The sequence below is a fragment of the Clostridium sp. TF06-15AC genome, assembly GCF_003481165.1.
GTDB lineage: Bacteria > Bacillota > Clostridia > Lachnospirales > Lachnospiraceae > Otoolea > Otoolea fessa.
The window spans coordinates 562151-582011 of sequence record NZ_QUKS01000001.1 but is presented as its reverse complement, the minus strand read 5'-3'; the positions used below and the strand labels follow the sequence as shown (position 1 = coordinate 582011).

The window sequence follows — 19861 nt, the reverse complement described above, 5'->3', positions numbered from 1 at the left end:
TCCTGCCGGGCTGGGGCGTCTGGGACAAACAGAGGAAGTGCAGAACGATTCGTTCGGTCAGATTTATTTGTGATCCGGATCGGTTGTATCTGGTTTTTCTCGAAGCTTTTTTTCAAGTTTTTCGATACGCTCGTCTAAGTCTTGTATTTCTGCAGTTAAAAAAACAACCTCCTCTTTTGCATTGTCCCGAGCTTTGGTGTATAGAGATAGAAGCTTTTCTAAAAAGACTTCTTTTCTCTCGTAAAAAGGGTCTTCGTTACGAGTAAATGTAAAAGGGATTCGAATATTTTTTTCTTCATAAACGGTTTCAGCTAAATCAGCAATTGTGCAGTTTAATGCGTTAGCAATTTTTTCTAAGGTTTCTATTTTGGGGTTTCTAAGATTATTTTCATATTGGGCAACCATTTGTTGAGATACGCCTATTAAATGCCCCAGTTCTTTTTGAGATAAGCCGCATTCAGTTCTTCTTTTTTTGATGCATTCTCCTGTGGTCAAAATCATCACCTCCTCACTTTTAATATAACACATAAACAAGTATAAAACAATCAAAAGCACGTTGAAATACGCTTGACACAATCAAAAGAATGTGATAATGTTTGAGTGTAACAAACATTTGATTGTTTTTTTGGAGGTGAGAAAATGAAAATCAACAAAGAAAAATATCTGCTTGCAAGAGCGAAAGCCTGCATGGGCCCGAAAGAGCTTGTAGCTGCTGGGATTCCGCGTGGAACGTTGCTGGGGGCCTTGCGCCCTGGTAAAGAGGTGCGCCCGGAGACGGCCGGAAAGATCGCCCGCGCTCTGGGCGTGGATGTAACCGAAATTATCGAAGATTAAAGACAATCCGGGCTGGGGCGTCTGGGATGCACAGAGGGCATCAGAAAGGAGAAACAGGAATATGACAGTACCAACTATGGTTACAATCAAGGAAGCATCTGAAAAGACCGGAATTTCGTACAACCGGCTGCGGTGCTTATGCTTGGAAAAGAAGATCGTGTATATCACGGCGGGATGTCGGTATCTGATTAACTTTGAAAAGCTGGTTGAATATCTTAACAACGGTGATCCGAGACAGTAAAGGAGGTATAACACGACATGATGGTAAAGATCGGACTTGAGTTTGATATACCAGAGACAATGCTGTGGGTATATTTGCGAGAGGTTAATAGTGAAAAAAATCAGTATCCGTTTGAGTACACGCTGGAGCATGAACTAAGAGCCGCAATCAGAGAGCACGGATTCAAGTTGATGGAAGAGCAGCGGCGGAAAGATGCGGAGCAGGCAGCAGGAGAAAGGGCGAACAATGGCAAATAGACGAATGTTTTCGAAGGACGTGGTTGAAACGGACAAGTTTTTAAATATGCCGTTGACATCACAGGCATTATATTTTCACTTGGGGATGGAGGCTGACGATGACGGCTTTATAGCATCCCCAAAGAAGGTACAAAGGGCGGTGGGATGCACTGAGGGAGATTTGAAACATTTAGCTTCATGCGGATACATAATTCCGTTTGAAAATGGTGTTATAGTAATTGCTGACTGGTCTGTAAATAATTGGATTAGACCGGATAGAAAGCGCGATACACGATTCCCGGAGCTTTTGAGAATTTTGAATATAAATAACGGTGTTTACTATTTGGGCGGCAGTTGTCAACCACATGACAACCAGTTGCCAGCCGTAAGTCATACCGAGGATAGGTTAGGTAAAGATAGTATAGAGTTAAATAAGGATAATATAAATAAGGATAATATACTCCCTTCTGTGCGGACCTCAGATAGTGAAACGGGAATATATATGATTCTGAATGATGGATCATTCTATGACGTATCAGCGGAAAAACTGGCAATGTGGAAACAAGCATATCCAGAGCTTGACGTAGAGCGTGAACTTTATCGCATGGCTTCATGGTGCGATGCAAACCCAACGAAACGCAAGACCCGAAGGGGAATAGAAAAGTTTATAAACGGTTGGTTGATTCGTAGCCAGAAGGAACAGTTGAGCAGTTCGGAGAAAGGAACAGACAAGAATGGAACAGAAACAATACAAAACCCAGAGGAAGATCCGGAGCGCATCTCGGATATACAGGAAGTATGGGAACGCCTCAAACGAGAAGGGCGTGTGTAAAATCTGCTGCGGGAGCGGGTACGCAATAGAAAACGTGATTGTTCCTGAATATGATCCAGATACACCTGTCCGAATGGGGAGCCCCTGCCCGATATGTAAAGGGCGCGCGGATTTGGGCGATCCAGGCTTTCCGAGTATATTTAGCGAGGCAGATATGGGAAAGTTTGATTTCTCTGTGTATGGAACCGATACAGGCCTTACAATGAGGGTTGTTTCTAGTTTTTGGCAAGAGTACCCGAAATGGGAGAGTAGAAACAGGGGGCTGTACATATGGAGCAAGACAAAAGGGAGTGGAAAAACATTCCTTGCGTGCTGTTTGGCGGGATCTATTCAAGTAAAATACCGAAAGACGGTTAAATTTGTTTCTGCGGTGGAGTATTTACAGGCAGTAAAAGAAACGTACGATCAAGGAGCAGGAGTTCCGAACCGTGTTTTCGGATATTTAAACTGCGATTTGCTTATCTTGGATGATTTGGGAAGTGAAAAAGCCGGAGCATGGGCGGATCAAGAACTGTTTAGATTAATCGATCATCGAATGTGTGAAGGAAAGCCCATCATTGTTACGTCCAATTTGCCTATAGATTCACTTAAATGTGACGGCCGCATATCTAACCGATTGATTCAAATATGTATTTCGATCCCTATGCCAGAGACGAGCATAAGGAAGATAAAAGCTAAGGCAGAGAATGACAAATTTCTGGAAGAGGTTCTAGGAGCATGAAAAAAGCCCTGCGGATGTTGGCGCATCTGGCAGGGCACACAGCCGGAGCTGTGAAACAAAAGAATATAATCAAAGCTATGGAATATAATATCACAGCCCGGCGGAAAGGGAAAGACATGAGAGAAGAAAAAATAAATTTATGTGATTTATCAGCGGAAATAATCGGGATTTCGAGAATGGTATCGGGGCTGTCGAATCAGTTGGATAATAAAAAGACGGATTCACTGACGCAGGAGAGCTTACAAGATGCGCTGTTTGGCGTGTCCACGCATCTGGATAGAATCGCGGATGATTTGCGCGATGCAGATGCAAAATAACGAACTGCTTTTTTTAAAGTCGGATTTTCCGACATTTCAAGCTGCTTCCCAAATTGGGAATGTGGGACGGCTTTTAGACAAAAATGTCCGAAAGTACAGACGGCTTTACATAGATTTAATCAGACTGAACCGCTGACCGCTGCGATAGTGCGGGAAGTAACGAAATGTGACACCCTTGGAGGAATAAGGGGAGTAGCGAAACGCGACACCCTTGGAGGTATAGGAATGAATGAAAGAATGACATGGGAGTTCCTGAAAGCATCGTTGTTTATCAATTTTCTGTTTGCGCTGGCGTTCTGCTTCGTGAAATAGAGTCGGAAAGCGCGACGGAAAAGGAGGAAAAACGTGATAAAGATAAAAATATCGTATGAGCGGCCGGAAGAGCTGCAGAAAGTCCTTGAAAGGCTGGCGCCGAATGTGAAGAATTTAAAGGTGGCTAGGAAACAGGACGGCAGATTCTTAAAGGCATATGTGACAATGGAATAAGATTTTGGCAGGGGATAGGCACTTGAAAAAAAGCAGCTTATCCCCTGTTTTTTCTTTGAAATGGCTTGAAAAACAGCCGGAATCCTTTGTAAAATCAATGGTTTTCTTGAATATATCCCCCTATTATGGTATAATAGATATAGCAAACAAAACATTGATAGTACCCCACAGAAAAATGTGTGTGCCTGTTTACTCTCCAAACTGTGGAAGCCTTTGATAGAATGGCGCGGGAATAGCTTAGTTCAGAAATGAACGAAGTTGTTTCTGCGCCTTTTTGTTTGCTTAAAATAGCCTACCGGGCGTAAAACGGGAAAGGAAATGGAATGGAAAATAACACTAACACTCAGACAGAGGGAAACAACACCCAGCAGACAGCGGGGGATAGCACAGAACCGAAGACGTTCACACAGGAAGAAGTGAATAGAATCGTTCAGGACAGATTAGCGAGAGAAAGAAGAGGCACCGGGCAGACTATCGAGGAAAGAGAATTGGATCTTACCCGGCGAGAAAATAGAATGAAATGTGCTGAAAAGCTGACGGAAGCAGGATATCCGAAAGAATTGTTAGATATCCTTGATACATCAAACGCTGAAACGTTCATGGAGAATGTCGGGAAACTGGCAGCGATGCAGATCCAGGCGCCGAACGCAGCACCGATCCCGCGGGTGGTGGGCGTTACTCCGGGCGCTCTCAAAGATGGCGAGGAGGCGGATATTCGAAAGGCTTTCGGCTTAGACTGAAAGGAGTTAATGAATGTCGATTGATTTAGTAACAAAGTTCGCCCCGTATACGGACGAAAAATTTAAGGCAGAAAGTAAAATTTCACTGCTTACGAACCAGGACTTTGATTTCGTAGGTGCCCGCATTGTCAAAATTTATAAAATCAGTACCGCGGAAATGAACGATTATGTCCGCCATCCGGTTTCTGACTATGCGGCTTCCAGATACGGAACAGCGAAAGACCTTGACGCCACTACAGAAAGTTTTGAAATGACAAGAGATCGATCGTTCACATTCACGATTGACAAATTGGATGCGGACGAAACAAACCAGCAGCTCACAGCGGCAAAGGCACTTGCCAGACAGCTCCGTGAGGTAGTGATTCCGGAAGTGGACGCATACACCTATAAAGTGATGGCAACGAAAGCGGGCAATAAACCGGATGCGGTAGCGCTTACCGCTGAAAATATCTATACGGAGATTCTGAAAGCGAGCAAGGCGCTGGATGATGAGGAAGTGCCGGAGACTGACAGACAGCTTGTTGTCAGCCCGGAAGTGTACCAGCTTATGAAGCGTTGCAAGGATATCACAATGGAAACGGAGATCGGGAACGATTTAAGGATCCGCGGCGTAATTGCCAACCTTGACGGCACGAACGTGATCAAGGTGCCGGCGGTAAGACTTCCGGAACACTTCGGTTTCATGCTGGCTCATCCATCCGCGACGGTAGCACCAACCAAACTGGCTGACTATAAAATCCACCAGGATCCGCCGGGAATCAGTGGTGATCTGGTAGAGGGGCGTATCGTCTATGATGCGTTTGCGCTGGATAATAAAACAAAGGCTATTTATTATCAGGCACAGCCGGAATAATAAAAGAGCGCTTCGGGCTTTCCTGTTGGATTGTTCGGGGCGCTTTTTTTATGTGAGGTGGTAGATGGGAAAAATAAGATTACGGACAAACAGTGCAACGGAGGTGCGCCGGACTATATCACGGGTAATCAACATGGTCGCGAACGGAGAAATGGACAGCAAGACCGGAAATACAATCATAGTTGGCTGTAATGCGGTTCTGTCATCCATTCGCACAGACGAACAGAAACGCCGGATTGATGAGCTTGAACGGCTTATCAGAGAGAGCGAGGAAGGAGAGGGCAATGGATAGGATAGAAAGCCTTGAAAGGAGATTTAATCGCCTGCAGCGCTGCGAAATAGAAGATATGTTTGATGTAGAGCTGAATATTTACGGCTATGATTACGCGGTGGAAGAGTACGGGAAAGAATACGTTGATCGCCGGATGAAAGGAGGAAAAGAGAGTGGATGAGATTCTGAAGGTGCTTGCGATCGTACTTGGGGTTTGGCTGGGGCGCTGGATTGCAGGAAAATGGGATAAATAACAAAGAGGGGTAAGGACATGACGAACGAGGAACTTGTGATCCGGATCCAGTCCGGGGAGGATGTGGGAAACAACATGGCGCTTCTGTATGGACAGGTAAAAAACTTTATTCGGTCGATTGCCTGGCAGTATCGGGACAGCGGAGAAGTGGAGGATTTAGAGCAAGAGGGCTATCTTGCATTGTATCCGGCTATAGACAACTTCGATCCGGATGCAGGATGTAAGTTCCTTACCTATGCAGCACCTTGGATCCGTCAGGCAATGCGGCGCTATCTGCAGAACAGCGGCGGCTGTGTGCGGCTCCCGGTGCATTGCCTGGAACAGATTCAGAAGATGCAGAAATATCAAGCCGAATATTACAGAAAACACGGTTGTGATGCGTCAGATGCCGAGATTTGCCGCTTTATGGGTCTTACCCTTGAACAGGTCGAGGGACTTCGGGAAAACGCCTGTATGATGAATCTGCGAAGTCTGGAAGCACCTGTAACAGGGCGCGATGGTTCAGAGGATGCCACAGCGGGCGAACTGGTTGCATCTGCTGAAAGTCTGGAAGAGGATGTAATAGAGCGGATCCAGCGCGAGGAATGCAGCCGGGAGGTGTGGGCGTGTGTGGATGAGCTGGAGCCGAAGCAGGCGGCGATCATCCGGGCGAGGTACCAATATAGCGCCACGCTGGAAGAGGCGGGGCGGCTGTGCGGTCTGACGGCATCAGAGGCACGGACAAAGCAGAGCAAGGCGATCCGGCGGCTGCGGAGCTGGTACTATCGGGAGCGCCTGGCGCGGTTTCTGCCAGAGTACGAAGAAATATACGGCGATGGACTGCGAGGAAATGGCGTGGAACGCTTTCAGAGGACATGGACAAGCAGCACCGAGCGCGCCGCGCTGCATCTGGTAGAGTGATGTTTTTTAGGGACTGTTTGGGGACTGAAATCGTAAAAAGTCCCCAAAAGTTATGAAAAAGTAGAGAAAATAGGATTCGAAAAACCCTTATAAATCAATGGTTTCAAGACTTTTTACAGAGCATGGAAAGGCTTTTCTTCTCGTTCGTAATGCGTAGGTCGCCGGTTCAAGTCCGGCAGGGAGCTGATGAGTGGAACCCCTCTTGATTATCAAGAGGGGTTTCTTGCATAATAGGAAATACCTTGGAATTCTCCATTGCCTGTGAACAGTTACTATTACACAAGAAGGTACAGCCTTTATTCCATATAACCACTTGCACGATCTCCGCAAATGATATAAAATAATAACATACAAAAGACAAGGCGGCAGACGGCAAAGTTCGTACTGCCGCTTCCGTTTGCCAGGAAAGGATATTTCATGCCATGAGACAAGAAGAATGGACGGTAGAAGCGGCAGATGCATATCTGAATGAGATACCGAAATTTACCAGTGAAAAACATACGGCGGAGGGGCTTCGCAGGATGCTTTCATACCTGAATGCATTGCCGCAGGAGGAAAGAATCGTACATGTGGCCGGAACGAATGGAAAAGGGTCGGTCTGCTCGTTTCTCGATGCGATTTTGCAGAAAGCCGGGAAGCAGACGGCGCGGTTTACGTCTCCTCATCTGGTGCGCGTGACGGAGCGTTTTTCCTTTGATGGACAGGAAGCAGACGATGCACTGTTCCTGGAGGCATTTGAGGCGGTTAAGGCATCATATGTTCATTTTGAGCAGGAAGGACTGGGGCGTCCGACGTATTTTGAATATCTGTTTTTGATGTTCATGTGGATGGTGCGCCGGAAAAAGCCGGAGTATGTCATTCTGGAAACGGGGCTTGGCGGACGGCTGGATGCAACGAACTGCATCGAGCATCCAGCGCTTACGGTCATCACTTCGATCAGCCTTGACCATATGGAATACCTGGGCGGCACGGTGACACAGATCGCGGGCGAAAAGGCGGGAATCCTGAAAAAAAATATGCCGGTGGTGTACGATGATACGGATGCGGCGGCTTCGGCTGTTATCAGAAATCGGGCGGCGGAACTTTCCTGTCCGGCATATCCGATCAGCCCGGCAGTGTATACGGATCTTCGGCGGGAACATGGCGGGATGATTCTGATGATAAAAGAGAAAAGCCAGCGTCTGTTTATTCCCTTCGAAGCGGAATATCAGGCGGTCAACGCCTGCATCGCTTACCAGGCGGCGCGGCTTCTTGCAGTGGACGGGGAGACAGCGGCAGCGGGCATCCGGAATGCGGTATGGCGCGGACGCATGGAGGAGATCCAGGACGGAGTTTATCTGGATGGCGCTCACAATGAGGGCGGAATCCGTGCGTTTGCGGGCGCGGCGGCAGAGGTGGCAGCGCGCAGAAGAGAAGAGTCCGGGAAAGATGGTCGGATTTTTCTGCTGTTTGCAGCCGTTTCAGATAAAAATTATGAATCGATGCTGGAAACACTGATGCGGAAACTGAAGCCGGATCGATTGGTGCTGACTCATTTATATACATCGCGGGCACTTTCGATGGAGGCGATGGAAAAAGCAGCACAACGGGTGGCAGAAGGCTGTGAGGTTCAAAGTATACCAGATGTAAAAACAGCTTATCAGACACTGGTTCAGGAAAAACGTCCGGAGGATACCTGCTTCTGTGTGGGTTCTCTGTATTTAATCGGAGAGCTGGAGAAAAAGATTTCCCGAACTGGATTTGACAGCACCGCCAGAATGGTGTAAGATTAGCGGGAATGTATATCCATGTAATAAAGGAAGAAACTCTGGAGGAAAAACATGAGTGGCGAAGGAATGACAATCAATTTCGAGGAAGAAATCGAACATTTTAAACCGAGTCTGGAGGTCGAGGAGGTCGGCGAGGCGATCGTGAAGAGTGACCTGACAGATATGTCGGATATTATGATGGAACTTTTAAAACATATGAAGGAATAGGCGGACATGATGGATCGAACAAGAAAAATTCGCCTGATTTCCAACAGCTTTTACAATGCCGGGCTGGAACGGGCAAAGAGACGGGATTTAACAGGGGCGGTCGAGTATCTGAAAAAATGCCTGAACCTGAACAAGTATCATATTGATGCCAGAAATCTTCTCGGACTTATCTATTATGAGATGGGTGAGGTGTCGGAGGCGCTGGTGCAGTGGGTTATCAGCATGAACTTTAAGGAACAGGATAACCGGGCTGATTATTATTTAGACCAGATTCAGCGCAAACAGGATCGTCTGGATCAGGCGAGCGCGACGATTCAGAAATATAATCAGGCGCTTTTGCAGGCGCAGACCGGAAGCGACGATCTGGCGACCTTACAGCTTACAAGAGTTGTAGAAGCTAATCCGAGATTTGTAAAAGCGCATCTTCTATTGGCTCTTTTGCATATTAGTCATGAGGATTATACGAAAGCGGGCAAATCCCTGTATAAGGTACTCAAGATTGATAAAAACAATCCCAAGGCGAACTGGTATATGGAGATTGTTAAGGAACATACCGGCAAGGCGGATATCGAGCGGAGAAAGCTGAAAAACGCATTTTCCCACCGCCAGATGCAGGATGATGATGTTATTATGCCGCCGACGTACAAGGAGAATACGGGACTGCAGTCGGTGCTCAATATCGGCGCTGGACTGCTTTTGGGCGCGGCAGTTATCTTTTTCCTGGTGATGCCAGCCAAGATTAAGCAGGCAAATAATGCACATACGCAGGAAATGCTCCAGTACAACGAGCAGCTCAATCAGAAAAATGAAGAGATTGACAGTTTAAATGAGAGCATTGAGACCTCGAAAAAGGACAAAGAAGAGGCGGAGAACAAGCTGGATACGATGCTCAACAGCAATGACAGCGTTCTGAACCAGTATGCGAAGCTCGTCAAAATGCTGCAGGCATACCGCAACAATAACCTGGCAGAGGCGGTTACCTATTATGAGGGCTTTGATCCGTCGTTATTTACGGACGAGACGGTCGTTTCCATTGCCAACGGGGTAAAGCAGGACATCGAGACAAACGGCTACCAGACGCTGGAAGATCTGGCATACACGATGTGGTCGGCAGGTCGTATGCAGGAAGCACTGGCAGATTACCAGACCTGTCTGGCGATCCGTCCGGCAAACCCGAAGGTTATCTTCAGCATGGGTATGATTTACCGGGCACAGGGCGAGACAGACAAGGCGGTCGAAATGTTTACGCAGATTGTGACCCAGTATGCGGATTCCGAGCAGGCGGACAAGGCAAGACAGCAGCTCGCCGAGCTTGCGCCGGATAACCAGCAGGCTGCAGTTCCAGGTCAGTCCATCATCAGTCAGGGAGAGACTGCGGCGGATGAAACGGCAGCAGGCAGCGGAGCGGAGACGCAAGCGGCGCAGTAAGTACAAATATAATACGGCAGATAATTAAGAAGAAAAGCACTGTAAAGATAAAAACTTTACGGTGCTTTTTTGTGTAATAGGAAATTCCTTGGAATTCCCTATTACACAAAAAGGCACTAACGTGCCAATGATGCGCACTCGCGCGAAGCAGAAACATGCCGCATAAAAAATCGAAAAAGGGGGAATCCTGATATGGAACGAAATATGTTTACATACGAAGCGATCGATTCGGCGCTGGTGATTCATCTGCCGAAGGAGGTAGATCATCATAACTGCCTGACACTCAAATATGAAACAGACCTGCTTCTGGCGGAAAATTATATTAACCGGATTATTTTTGATTTTTCGGGGACGGAATTTATGGATAGTTCCGGGATCGGTGTGATTCTCAACCGGTATAAGCAGATGGAGGGCAGCAGCGGCACGGTGGCGGTGTACGGGGCAGGCGAGCGGATGCGCCGGATTTTGCGGATCGGTGGCGTGTATCGTTTGGTGCAGTCGTACCGGACGAGAGAGGAGGCACTGGATGGGAGACATTAAAGGAGAGATGAATATGTATGCGGATGATATATCTGTATCAGAAACGGAAGTGAAAGGAAAACTTAAAAAAATAAAAAATTCAGAAGAATACAGAAAATTTGAACAGAATGAACAGAGACAAGCAGAGAAGAATGGCACGTGGATGCACCTGGAGATAGACAGCCATTCATCGAACGAGGAGTTTGCCCGTGTCACAGCGGCAGTATTCATGAGTCGGATGAATCCGACGATGGAGGAGCTGGAGGATGTGAAAACGGCGGTCTCGGAGGCGGTGACAAATGCGGTGATTCATGGGTATAGCGATGAAATCGGAATTATTTACATAGAAGCGCGGATTGAGGGAGAAGAACTGATAATTTCGGTCCGGGATGAGGGAAAAGGAATCATGGATGTGGAAAAGGCGATGGAGCCGATGTATACGACAGACACGACCGGCGAGCGCTCAGGGATGGGCTTTTCGTTTATGGAAGCGTTTATGGATGAGGTCGAGGTGGAGTCCAAGGTGGGCTGCGGAACGTGCGTGACGATGAAAAAGCGAATTGGAAGGGGATATATGAATAAAGAGCAGGAAGAAAAAGAAACGGCAGAGTCCTATGGATAAAACCATCGAGCAGATCAAACGGGCACACCAGGGCGATAAGACGGCGCGGGAGGCGCTGGTAAAGGATAATCTGGGACTTGTATGGAGCATCGTCCGCCGCTTTGCGGGGCGGGGGTGTGAGACGGAGGACTTATTTCAGATCGGAAGTATCGGGCTGTTGAAGGCGATTGATAAGTTTGACCTATCATATGAGGTGCGTTTTTCGACCTATGCGGTGCCGATGATTGCGGGGGAGATCAAACGTTTTCTCCGGGATGACGGGATCATCAAGGTCAGTCGTTCCATCAAAGAGCAAAACCAGCGGCTCCGGGCAGCGCGGGAAGCGCTCTGCACGGCGCTTGGGCGGGAGCCGACGCTGGAAGAGCTGGCGGCGCAGATTGGAGTGAGCTGTGAGGAAGCTGCCGCATCGATGGCGGCGGACAGTCCGGTTGAATCGCTCTCTGCACCAGCCAGCGCCGGGGAAGAAACTGGTCTTCTGCTTCAGGACCGGATTGCTGGGGAGACAGCGGAGAATGAGGTTCTGCTTGACCGGATGCTTTTGGGAGATTTGCTGAAAATGCTCAATGGACGGCAGCGGGAGATCATTGTGCGGCACTATTTTTATGATCAGACACAGACTCAGATCGCGGCGCAGCTCGGCATTTCACAAGTACAGGTGTCGCGGATCGAGCGGAAAATATTAGGGCAGATGCGCGCAAAGCTGGAAGAAACATGAGAAAAAAGACAGGCTCATAATTCAGAATATATGAATGTGCATACTCCATTGAAAGACAGCCATACTACTGGATACAGGAACTTTTGGAGTTTCCAGAATACACAGGAAGGATGGAAAAAAATGACGGGAAATGTGAAAGTGACAATGAAAAAAAAGATGGGAATCTGTATCTGGGTCGGATGCATGATTCTGATTGTGGCAGCGCTCTGTCTCTGTCTGATGGCAGTGGGGCGGGACAGCGTCTACATTGACGGAACCTTCGTACAGCATTCCGGGGACAGCGCGGAGGCATTTTTGAGACCGGAGGCACAGACGGAGAAGGCAGCATTATGACACAGACGGTCTATCTGAAACTCAGCCAGATCACGCAGGTACATGAGAAAAATGTACCGCTTGCAAGCCTGGGAGAAGTTTATTGCAGTGAAAAAAGCGTGGAAAGCCGCTGCCGTGCGATGATCGTGAAGAGGATCCGCGGCGGCGGGAAACAGCGCGAAAGCCGTCTGGTTGGAAACGTCATGGAGATTATCCAGCAGATTGAACGGGAAATTCCGGGGACATCGGTGCAGAATCTGGGGGAGACGGACTATGTCATTCATTATCAGCCGCCGCGCCGTCAGGCGCTTGTCTGGCAGTGGTGCAAGACGCTGTTCGTCTGCTTGATTTGCTTTTTCGGGGCGGCATTTGCGATCATGACATTCAACAATGATGCAAACGTGCTGGATGTATTCAGGAAAATATATGAGATCACGACGGGGCAGGCGTCGGACGGAACAACGCTGTTGGAGGTCGGTTATTCGATCGGGCTTCCGGTGGGGATTTTGCTGTTTTTTAACCATTTTACTTCGTGGAAATTCAGTCTCGATCCGACGCCGCTGGAGGTAGAAATGCGCCTGTATGAGGAAAATGTCAATAAAACGCTGATTCAGAACGAGGAGCGGAAGGAGGATGACATCGATGTTTCTTAAAGAAGCGCTGCTTTTGCTGGCGGGGCTGGCGGCGGGAAGCACGGTGGCAGCAGGAGTCTACGCCTTTCTGGTGGTCATCGGCGTTTATCCGCGCCTGATTGGAAAGACGGCGACGGCGTCGAAGGGGAAAATTTTCTTGTATGAGACGATTATCGCGCTGGGAGGATTGTTTGGAAATGTGGTGGATTTATTTACAGAGAAAGTGAAACAGCTGACCGGGAGTTTTCTGAGAATAGCGTGGCCAGCGGCAATGCCGGAGGCAGAGTTGTGGCAGAAGGCAGCAGAAGGCGGTGGCAGAACGGGAGCTGGTGCTGGATTTCTGGTGATGCTTGGAAATGTCTCCGGACAGCTGCTTCTAGCGGCTGCGGGACTTTCCTGTGGTATTTTTGTAGGCTGCCTCGTCATGTCGCTGGCAGAGACATTGAAAGCCCTGCCGGTGCTGAGCCGCCGCCTGCGTCTGGCAGTGGGGCTGCCATATCTCCTTCTTTCGATTGCGGCGGGGAAATGTGCGGGTTCGCTGTATTATTTCTTATATGGAATTGGAAGACAGTAGAAGAGAGGAGAAACCATGGAAGCCAGAAAAGATCAATATGAAGCATATGTCAAATCGGTTACGCCCGTCCACAGTACATGGAAAAATGTGTTGATGGCGGGCATTTCCGGCGGGCTGATCTGCCTGGCGGCGCAGATCAGCACAAATTGTCTGGTTCAGACAGGCATGGAGGAGAAAACAGCGGCGCTCTGGACGATGCTGGGACTGATTCTGCTCAGCGTTATCCTGACAGGGGCAAATGTATTCCAGAAGCTGGCGCGTGTTTTTGGGGCTGGTGTGTTGGTTCCGATCACCGGATTCGCCAATTCAGTTGCATCCCCGGCGCTGGAATACAAGGCGGAAGGGCAGGTATTTGGTGTCGGATGCAAAATATTTACAATCGCGGGTCCGGTGATCCTGTATGGGATTCTGAGTTCGTGGGGATTAGGGGTTGTGTATTGGGGGTGGATGATGCTGACTCAATAATAAACGAAAAAAAGTCTCAATAATATAATAAGAATCTTTCTTGTTTTGTGAAAAATGAGGGTTTACAATCCGGAAATAAATACCTATAATAGCCATAGGGTAATCTGGCTGTCTGAACAATCAGATTTATCTCAGTCGAGAAGACTCCCACCTCTTCAGGTGGTGAGTAATGGCAAATTTGTCTCAGTGGGAGTTGGGTCTCCGACTGAGATAAACGCTCCGCGAGGATGCACAGTGATTCTGATAGGAATATGTCAGCTTTGCTGACCAGAATCACGCGCCAAGTCTCACGGACGTTCGACTTGAATATAGAAAAAAGGAACCAGAGAGATGGACGTTTGCTAAGAGGGATAACCGCTTTCGTGACGAGGCGGCTGTCACAGATCAGACAGACCGAGCATGAATGTCTCAGCCGGTCCCGGAAATGGAGTGCTTTATGGCAGAAAAAGTGTTAGAAGTAAATCAGATAAAAGCAAATATAGAAGAAAAAGAGATCCTGCACGGCGTTGATTTGAGCGTCGGCGCAGGAGAGGTACATGTCCTGATGGGACCGAACGGCGCGGGCAAATCGACGCTCGGAAACGTCCTGATGGGAAACCCGCGATATCAGATCACGGGCGGTCAGATCTTATTTAAGGGTGAGGATATCACACATGAGTCCACGGACAAGCGTTCCAAAGCCGGTATGTTCCTGTCCTTCCAGGAGCCGCTGGAGGTACCGGGACTTTCGCTGGAAAGCTTCCTGCGGAGCGCGATGCGCCAGCAGACTGGCAAGAACTTAAAGATCTGGGAATTTCATAAACAGCTCAAAAAGGCGATGGACATTCTCCAGATGGATGAATCGTATGCACAGAGAAGCTTAAACGTGGGCTTTTCCGGTGGTGAGAAGAAAAAATCTGAGATTTTACAGCTGATGCTCTTAAATCCGAGCCTGGCAATCCTCGATGAGACAGACTCTGGTCTGGATGTTGATGCAGTCCGTCTGGTTTCTAAGGGTGTGGAAGAGTACCAGAAGAACCAGAACGGCGCGCTTCTTATTATCACGCACAGCACCCGGATTCTCGATGCACTGCATGTTGACTATACGCACATCATGGTAGATGGAAAGATCGTGGCAACCGGTGACGGCTCCCTGGTTGATAAGATTAACCAGGAAGGCTACGAATCCTTTATCCGTGAGGCGGGTGTGGCAGACGCCCGGAACTAATCGTTACTGTTCGCAGGCAGGCATTTTTGAAATCGAAGGTGCCGCAGGATAACGCGACAGTAATAACGAATCAGCACGGGTAATATGGAGGCATCGAACATGAAAGAAAAAACGTATGTAGATGACATAGATCGCAGCATCTACGATATAAAAGACAAAGAAAATGACGCATATAAAGTAAAAGCGGGTCTGACCCCGGAGATCGTTGAGAAGATTTCTAAGGAGAAAAATGACCCGGCATGGATGCAGCAGTTCCGTCTGCAGTCCTTACAGATTTACAATTCCCTGCAGGTCCCGAACTGGGGACCGGATATTGAGGATCTGGACATGGATAATATCGTAACCTATGTCCGCCCGAAATCCAAGATGAGCGCCAAATGGTCGGAGGTTCCGAAGGACATCAAAGATACCTTTGAGCGTCTGGGAATCCCGCAGGCGGAGCAGAAATCACTGGCAGGTGTGGGCGCCCAATATGACTCGGAGTTAGTATATCATAACGTGCGCGCGGAGGTAGCGGCGCAGGGCGTTGTCTACACCGATCTGGAGAGCGCAATGCACGGCGAATATGCGGAAATGATCCGGACGCATTTTATGCATCTGGTCAAACCGCAGGAACATAAATTTGCAGCGCTGCACGGGGCGGTCTGGTCCGGCGGATCTTTTGTGTACGTGCCAAAGGGCGTGTCGGTTACGATCCCGCTTCAGTCCTATTTTCGACTCAATGCACCGGGAGCCGGACAGTTTGAACATACTCTGATCATCGTTGATGAGGGGGCATATCTGCATTTCATCGAGGGCTGTTCTGCGCCGAAATATAACGTAGCAAACCTGCATGCGGGCTGTGTCGAGCTGTACGTCGGCAAAAATGCGAAACTCCGCTATTCGACGATCGAGAACTGGTCGAAAAATATGTACAATTTGAACACCAAACGCGCGATTGTGGAAGAGGGCGGCACGATCGAGTGGGTATCGGGTTCCTTTGGTTCCCATGTATCGTATCTGTACCCGATGAGTATTTTAAAGGGCGATGATTCAAGAATGGAATTTACCGGCATTACTTTTGCCGGAGAGGGTCAGAACCTCGATACCGGTGCGAAGGTAGTCCACACGGGTAAACGGACTTCTTCCTATATTAATACGAAATCTATTTCCAAGGACGGCGGTATCAGTACGTTCCGAAGCAGCGTGCAGATTGGAAAACAGGCATCCGGTTCTAAGGCATCGGTTTCCTGCCAGTCTCTGATGCTGGATGATATTTCACGTTCCGATACGGTCCCGGCGATGGATATCCGGACCCGCGACGCGAACGTTGGCCATGAGGCAAAGATCGGACGGATCAGCGACGAGGCTGTTTTCTATCTGATGTCACGCGGCATCAGCGAGGAGGACGCGCGCGCAATGATCGTCAGCGGATTTGCGGATGATGTATCGAAGGAGCTGCCGCTTGAGTACGCGGTTGAGATGAACAACCTGATTCAGCTTGAGATGAAAGGCAGTATCGGATAATAGATGGTTACTGTTTGCAGCGGGGATTTTGAAATGACAGATTCTGCTGCGGGGCATGCAAGTGCATGAATGGTAACGACAGGAGGAAACAATGGGACAGAAAGAAATGACAGTAAACATTCTTCCGACCCGAACCTGGAACCGGCTGGGAATGAACGAAAGCCAGATACAGATTGAGTGGCCGGAGGAAAGTGTTTTGATAAAACCGGAGCGCCTGGCAGCAGGTGTGACCTGGGAAAAAGAAATCTCCGGAAAAGAGTGGGACGAGATCCAGACCGGCATGGGACGCGAGTACGATGCGATGGCGGCGGAATGCGGAACGGCTGGCGCAAATAGAACGGACACTGTAAATGGAACGGCTGTTGCAGAAGAAAATGCCGGTGCGGGAAGTATCTACCGGCTGACAGCGGAAGCGGCAGCTGTTCTGCAGAGTGAAAATACAGAATGGACGGTTCTCTGCGTCGATTACAAAAACGGCAGTTATCAGAACCGCCTCTGCCTGGATGCAAAGGAAAACAGCCGCTTAAACGTGCTGATCGTATTCCGCTCCGGGGAGGACGCACAGGGAACATCCTCGTTCCAGGTAAAGGTCCATGCGGAAAAGAATGCAAAGGTACAGCTTCAGGAAGTGCAGCTTCTCGGCGCCGGATATACCTGCCTGAGTGATATCGGTGCGTCCTGCGGGGAAAATGCCACATTTGAGCTTTTGAAACTGGAGCTGGGCGCAGGCAAGGTCTACGCGGGCTGCCTGACCGAGCTGGAAGGAAAAAAGAGCGCATTTGACGCGAAGATCGGCTATTACACCAGTGTAAACCAGAAGCTGGATATGAACTATACAGTACGCCACCGCGGCAAAAAGACAGAGAGTATGATGGAAGTCTCTGGCGTTTTGCAGGACGGTTCCTCCAAGCTGTTCCGCGGAACGATCGATTTCGTGCCGGGATGCGCCGGGGCAAAGGGAACTGAGCGCGAGGATGTGCTGCTGCTCGGCGATGACATCGTAAACCAGACAATTCCGCTGATTCTGTGTGCGGAAGAAGATGTCGAAGGAAATCACGGTGCTTCGATGGGCGATCTGGACGATGCAACGCTGTTTTATCTGTGCTCCCGTGGACTGTCGAGAGAGGAAGCTGAGCGCATGGTAGCGCGGGCGAGAATCGACGCGCTGAATGAGCTGGTAGCAGACGAGGCAGTACAGAAGCAGGTTCAGGAGTTCATGAACCAGAAGCGATAATAAAATGAAAAAACTGTAAGTTGGCTGCGGTTTGTTTTTGCAGCAAGTATACAAACAAATATATAAGAAGGAACAGAACATGACAGATTACAAGAAAGATTTTCCCCTGCTTGCGGGTTCGGATATCGCATATCTGGACAATGCGGCGACGGCACAGCGCCCGGAGGCGGTATTAAAGGCAGTGGAAGATTTCTATACAAAGAAAAATGCCAATCCGCTCCGCGGGCTCTATGAGCTGGGAATCGAGGCGACGGAGGCATATGAAGCGGCAAGAGAGCGCGTGCGGGAATTTATCAATGCTGGAAAGACGAGCGAGGTCGTGTTTACACGCAACAGCACCGAGAGCCTGAATTTGATCGCGTACAGCTATGGTTTAACCAGTCTGAAAGCAGGCGATGAGATCTTAATCAGCATTGATAACCACCACAGCAATATCCTGCCGTGGCAGATGGTATCCAGACAGACAGGCGCGAAGCTCGTTTATCTGGAATGTCAGCCGGATGGTTCCTACCGGGATGAGGATATGGAAGCCCTGGTGACAGAAAAGACAAAGATCGCAGCGATGCCGCAGATTTCCAATGTCCTTGGCCGCAGAAATCCGGTAGAGAAGCTGACGAAACTGGTGCATGAAAAAGGCGGTGTCATCGTCATCGATGCGGCACAGAGCGCCCCGCATATTCCGGTGGATGTGCAGGCACTGGATGCAGATTTCCTTGTATTTTCCGGTCACAAGCTGATGGCACCGATGGGAATCGGCGTCCTGTACGGAAAAGAGACCCTTCTGGATGCGATGCCGCCGTTCCTGACGGGCGGCGAGATGATCGATTCGGTCAGCCGGGAATCCGCAGTCTTTGCCGAACTGCCGCACAAATTCGAAGCCGGTACCGTCAATGGCGGCGGTGCGGTCGGCTTACAGGCAGCGATCGATTATCTGATGAACGTCGGATTTGACGAGGTGCGGAAGCGTGAGGAGCTGCTGACAACACGGGCAATGACGGCGATGCAGCAGATTCCGGGCGTTCATATCCAGGGAAGCGATAAGCCGGAAGAGCACAACGGAATTATCAGCTTTACCGTGGACGGCGTACATCCGCACGACATCGCGTCGATTCTGGATGCCGCAAATGTCAATGTGCGCGCAGGCCACCATTGCGCCCAGCCGCTTTTAAAACATCTGGGTGTATTTGCAACAGCGCGTGCCAGCTTTGCGTTCTACAATACGGAGGAGGACATCGACCGTTTTGTCCAGAACCTGAAAGAAATCCGGAGGAAAATGGGATATGGAGAATAGAACCTTTTACAATGAAATACTGACGGATCACAATCTGCATCCGTTACATAAAGAAAAGCTGCCGGATGCCAATCTGGTATTAGAGGGCGTCAATCCGAGCTGTGGAGATGACATCATTCTTCAGTTGAAGGTCGAAGATGGACAGGTGGTAGACGGTGCTTTTGAGGGAAGCGGCTGCGCAATCTCCCAGGCGTCCGCTGATATCATGCTGGATCTGATCATCGGAAAATCCGAAGAGGAAGCACGCCATCTGGCGGATCTGTTCCTGCGGATGATCAAGGGCGAGGCAAGCGAGAACGAGATCGAAGAACTCGAGGAAGCCGGTGCCCTGGTCGATGTTTCCCATATGCCGGCGCGTGTCAAATGCGCGGTGCTGGGATGGCATACGATGGAAGAGATGCTGGATAAGAAGAACGAGAAATAAGAGAGAAGATAAAAAGAAACGGGAGCTATTCTTTTGGGAGTGTCAGGGCGGGACGTACCATTTCCGCCCTGATGATCTATATACCAGAAATAGTCTGGAAAAGAAAGAAAAGTCAGATGTGTTGGTGAAAAATATATACAAAAATAGATTGGCAAAAACAAAGCAAGTATAGAGAAAATAGCAAAAAATAAGCCAATCTAGATGCACACTTTTATATAAAATATCCAAAAGATTGACGGCATATTTACAAAAATAAACAAAGATGTTAAAATAATCATAAAAGGATGCAGATG

At 48.9% G+C, this 19861-nt stretch carries 28 protein-coding genes; 27 read left to right on the top strand and 1 reads right to left on the bottom strand.

Going from position 1 to position 19861, the window contains the following annotated elements; genetic code table 11:
* Positions 1–63 precede the first annotated feature (63 nt).
* Positions 64–495 carry a helix-turn-helix domain-containing protein gene (locus DXC57_RS02555; RefSeq protein ID WP_182457185.1) on the bottom strand — a complete coding sequence of 144 codons (432 nt, stop codon included), beginning with the start codon at positions 493–495 and terminating at the stop codon, positions 64–66.
* Positions 496–639: 144 nt separating this feature from the next.
* Here DXC57_RS02555 and DXC57_RS02550 point away from each other — a divergent pair, with 144 nt between their 5' ends.
* The 27 genes from DXC57_RS02550 to sufU all read left to right on the top strand — a co-directional run bounded on the left by DXC57_RS02550 (position 640) and on the right by sufU (position 19568).
* On the top strand, positions 640–834 hold the full coding sequence (locus tag DXC57_RS02550) for a hypothetical protein (protein WP_118651020.1): 195 nt from the start codon (positions 640–642) through the stop codon (positions 832–834).
* Between the two features lie 61 nt (positions 835–895).
* A complete protein-coding gene (locus tag DXC57_RS02545; RefSeq protein ID WP_233430162.1) occupies positions 896–1075 on the top strand; it encodes a helix-turn-helix domain-containing protein in 180 nt (59 codons plus the stop codon).
* Between the two features lie 17 nt (positions 1076–1092).
* Entirely contained in the window at positions 1093–1311 is a 219-nt protein-coding gene (locus tag DXC57_RS02540; protein WP_118651018.1) for a hypothetical protein, read from the top strand.
* Entirely contained in the window at positions 1301–2122 is an 822-nt protein-coding gene (locus DXC57_RS02535; protein WP_118651016.1) for a hypothetical protein, read from the top strand. Before DXC57_RS02540 ends, DXC57_RS02535 begins: the two co-directional genes overlap by 11 nt.
* Positions 2025–2843, top strand: a complete 819-nt coding sequence (locus DXC57_RS02530; RefSeq protein WP_118651014.1) for an ATP-binding protein — start codon at positions 2025–2027, stop codon at positions 2841–2843. Before DXC57_RS02535 ends, DXC57_RS02530 begins: the two co-directional genes overlap by 98 nt.
* Positions 2840–3160 carry a hypothetical protein gene (locus tag DXC57_RS02525; protein ID WP_118651012.1) on the top strand — a complete coding sequence of 107 codons (321 nt, stop codon included), beginning with the start codon at positions 2840–2842 and terminating at the stop codon, positions 3158–3160. The genes DXC57_RS02530 and DXC57_RS02525 overlap by 4 nt, the downstream gene beginning before the upstream one ends.
* Positions 3161–3505: 345 nt before the next feature.
* Positions 3506–3646 carry a hypothetical protein gene (locus DXC57_RS15415; RefSeq protein ID WP_182427331.1) on the top strand — a complete coding sequence of 47 codons (141 nt, stop codon included), beginning with the start codon at positions 3506–3508 and terminating at the stop codon, positions 3644–3646.
* 323 nt (positions 3647–3969) lie between these two features.
* Complete coding sequence (locus DXC57_RS02520; protein ID WP_107000063.1) at positions 3970–4386, top strand: hypothetical protein; 417 nt, start codon at positions 3970–3972, stop codon at positions 4384–4386.
* A gap of 13 nt (positions 4387–4399) precedes the next feature.
* Positions 4400–5239: a hypothetical protein gene (locus DXC57_RS02515; protein WP_118651010.1), complete on the top strand. Its 840-nt coding sequence runs from the start codon at positions 4400–4402 to the stop codon at positions 5237–5239.
* A 64-nt stretch (positions 5240–5303) separates the two neighbouring features.
* Positions 5304–5531, top strand: a complete 228-nt coding sequence (locus DXC57_RS02510) for a hypothetical protein (protein WP_107000061.1) — start codon at positions 5304–5306, stop codon at positions 5529–5531.
* On the top strand, positions 5524–5691 hold the full coding sequence (locus DXC57_RS15410) for a hypothetical protein (protein WP_181357150.1): 168 nt from the start codon (positions 5524–5526) through the stop codon (positions 5689–5691). Before DXC57_RS02510 ends, DXC57_RS15410 begins: the two co-directional genes overlap by 8 nt.
* A 90-nt stretch (positions 5692–5781) precedes the next feature.
* Positions 5782–6663 (top strand): sigma-70 family RNA polymerase sigma factor, encoded by an 882-nt coding sequence (locus DXC57_RS02505; RefSeq protein ID WP_118651008.1) that lies wholly within the window; start codon positions 5782–5784, stop codon positions 6661–6663.
* Positions 6664–7085: 422 nt separating this feature from the next.
* On the top strand, positions 7086–8429 hold the full coding sequence (locus DXC57_RS02500; RefSeq protein WP_118651006.1) for a Mur ligase family protein: 1344 nt from the start codon (positions 7086–7088) through the stop codon (positions 8427–8429).
* Positions 8430–8483: 54 nt separating this feature from the next.
* A complete protein-coding gene (locus DXC57_RS15405; RefSeq protein WP_022358683.1) occupies positions 8484–8639 on the top strand; it encodes a hypothetical protein in 156 nt (51 codons plus the stop codon).
* A gap of 6 nt (positions 8640–8645) precedes the next feature.
* Positions 8646–10067 (top strand): tetratricopeptide repeat protein, encoded by a 1422-nt coding sequence (locus tag DXC57_RS02495; protein ID WP_243022490.1) that lies wholly within the window; start codon positions 8646–8648, stop codon positions 10065–10067.
* Between the two features lie 192 nt (positions 10068–10259).
* A complete protein-coding gene (locus DXC57_RS02490) occupies positions 10260–10607 on the top strand; it encodes an anti-sigma factor antagonist (RefSeq protein WP_022358681.1) in 348 nt (115 codons plus the stop codon).
* Positions 10608–10749: 142 nt separating this feature from the next.
* Positions 10750–11208 (top strand): anti-sigma F factor, encoded by a 459-nt coding sequence (gene spoIIAB / locus DXC57_RS02485; protein ID WP_243022491.1) that lies wholly within the window; start codon positions 10750–10752, stop codon positions 11206–11208.
* Positions 11201–11923 (top strand): SigB/SigF/SigG family RNA polymerase sigma factor, encoded by a 723-nt coding sequence (locus DXC57_RS02480; RefSeq protein ID WP_118468787.1) that lies wholly within the window; start codon positions 11201–11203, stop codon positions 11921–11923. Before spoIIAB ends, DXC57_RS02480 begins: the two co-directional genes overlap by 8 nt.
* Positions 11924–12043: 120 nt before the next feature.
* Positions 12044–12256, top strand: a complete 213-nt coding sequence (locus DXC57_RS02475; RefSeq protein ID WP_022358678.1) for a hypothetical protein — start codon at positions 12044–12046, stop codon at positions 12254–12256.
* A complete protein-coding gene (locus DXC57_RS02470) occupies positions 12253–12888 on the top strand; it encodes a stage V sporulation protein AA (protein WP_118570432.1) in 636 nt (211 codons plus the stop codon). The genes DXC57_RS02475 and DXC57_RS02470 overlap by 4 nt, the downstream gene beginning before the upstream one ends.
* Entirely contained in the window at positions 12878–13441 is a 564-nt protein-coding gene (locus DXC57_RS15620; RefSeq protein ID WP_243022489.1) for a stage V sporulation protein AB, read from the top strand. Before DXC57_RS02470 ends, DXC57_RS15620 begins: the two co-directional genes overlap by 11 nt.
* Positions 13442–13456: 15 nt before the next feature.
* Complete coding sequence (locus DXC57_RS02455) at positions 13457–13906, top strand: SpoVA/SpoVAEb family sporulation membrane protein (protein WP_117795708.1); 450 nt, start codon at positions 13457–13459, stop codon at positions 13904–13906.
* A 436-nt stretch (positions 13907–14342) separates the two neighbouring features.
* Positions 14343–15113 (top strand): Fe-S cluster assembly ATPase SufC, encoded by a 771-nt coding sequence (gene sufC / locus DXC57_RS02450; protein ID WP_107000429.1) that lies wholly within the window; start codon positions 14343–14345, stop codon positions 15111–15113.
* A 99-nt stretch (positions 15114–15212) separates the two neighbouring features.
* Positions 15213–16619 carry a Fe-S cluster assembly protein SufB gene (sufB, locus tag DXC57_RS02445; protein WP_118468781.1) on the top strand — a complete coding sequence of 469 codons (1407 nt, stop codon included), beginning with the start codon at positions 15213–15215 and terminating at the stop codon, positions 16617–16619.
* Positions 16620–16710: 91 nt separating this feature from the next.
* Positions 16711–17853, top strand: a complete 1143-nt coding sequence (locus DXC57_RS02440; RefSeq protein WP_118468779.1) for a SufD family Fe-S cluster assembly protein — start codon at positions 16711–16713, stop codon at positions 17851–17853.
* 79 nt (positions 17854–17932) lie between these two features.
* A complete protein-coding gene (locus tag DXC57_RS02435; RefSeq protein ID WP_107000052.1) occupies positions 17933–19144 on the top strand; it encodes a SufS family cysteine desulfurase in 1212 nt (403 codons plus the stop codon).
* On the top strand, positions 19134–19568 hold the full coding sequence (sufU, locus tag DXC57_RS02430; RefSeq protein WP_022358947.1) for a Fe-S cluster assembly sulfur transfer protein SufU: 435 nt from the start codon (positions 19134–19136) through the stop codon (positions 19566–19568). Before DXC57_RS02435 ends, sufU begins: the two co-directional genes overlap by 11 nt.
* The last annotated feature ends 293 nt before the right edge of the window (positions 19569–19861 follow it).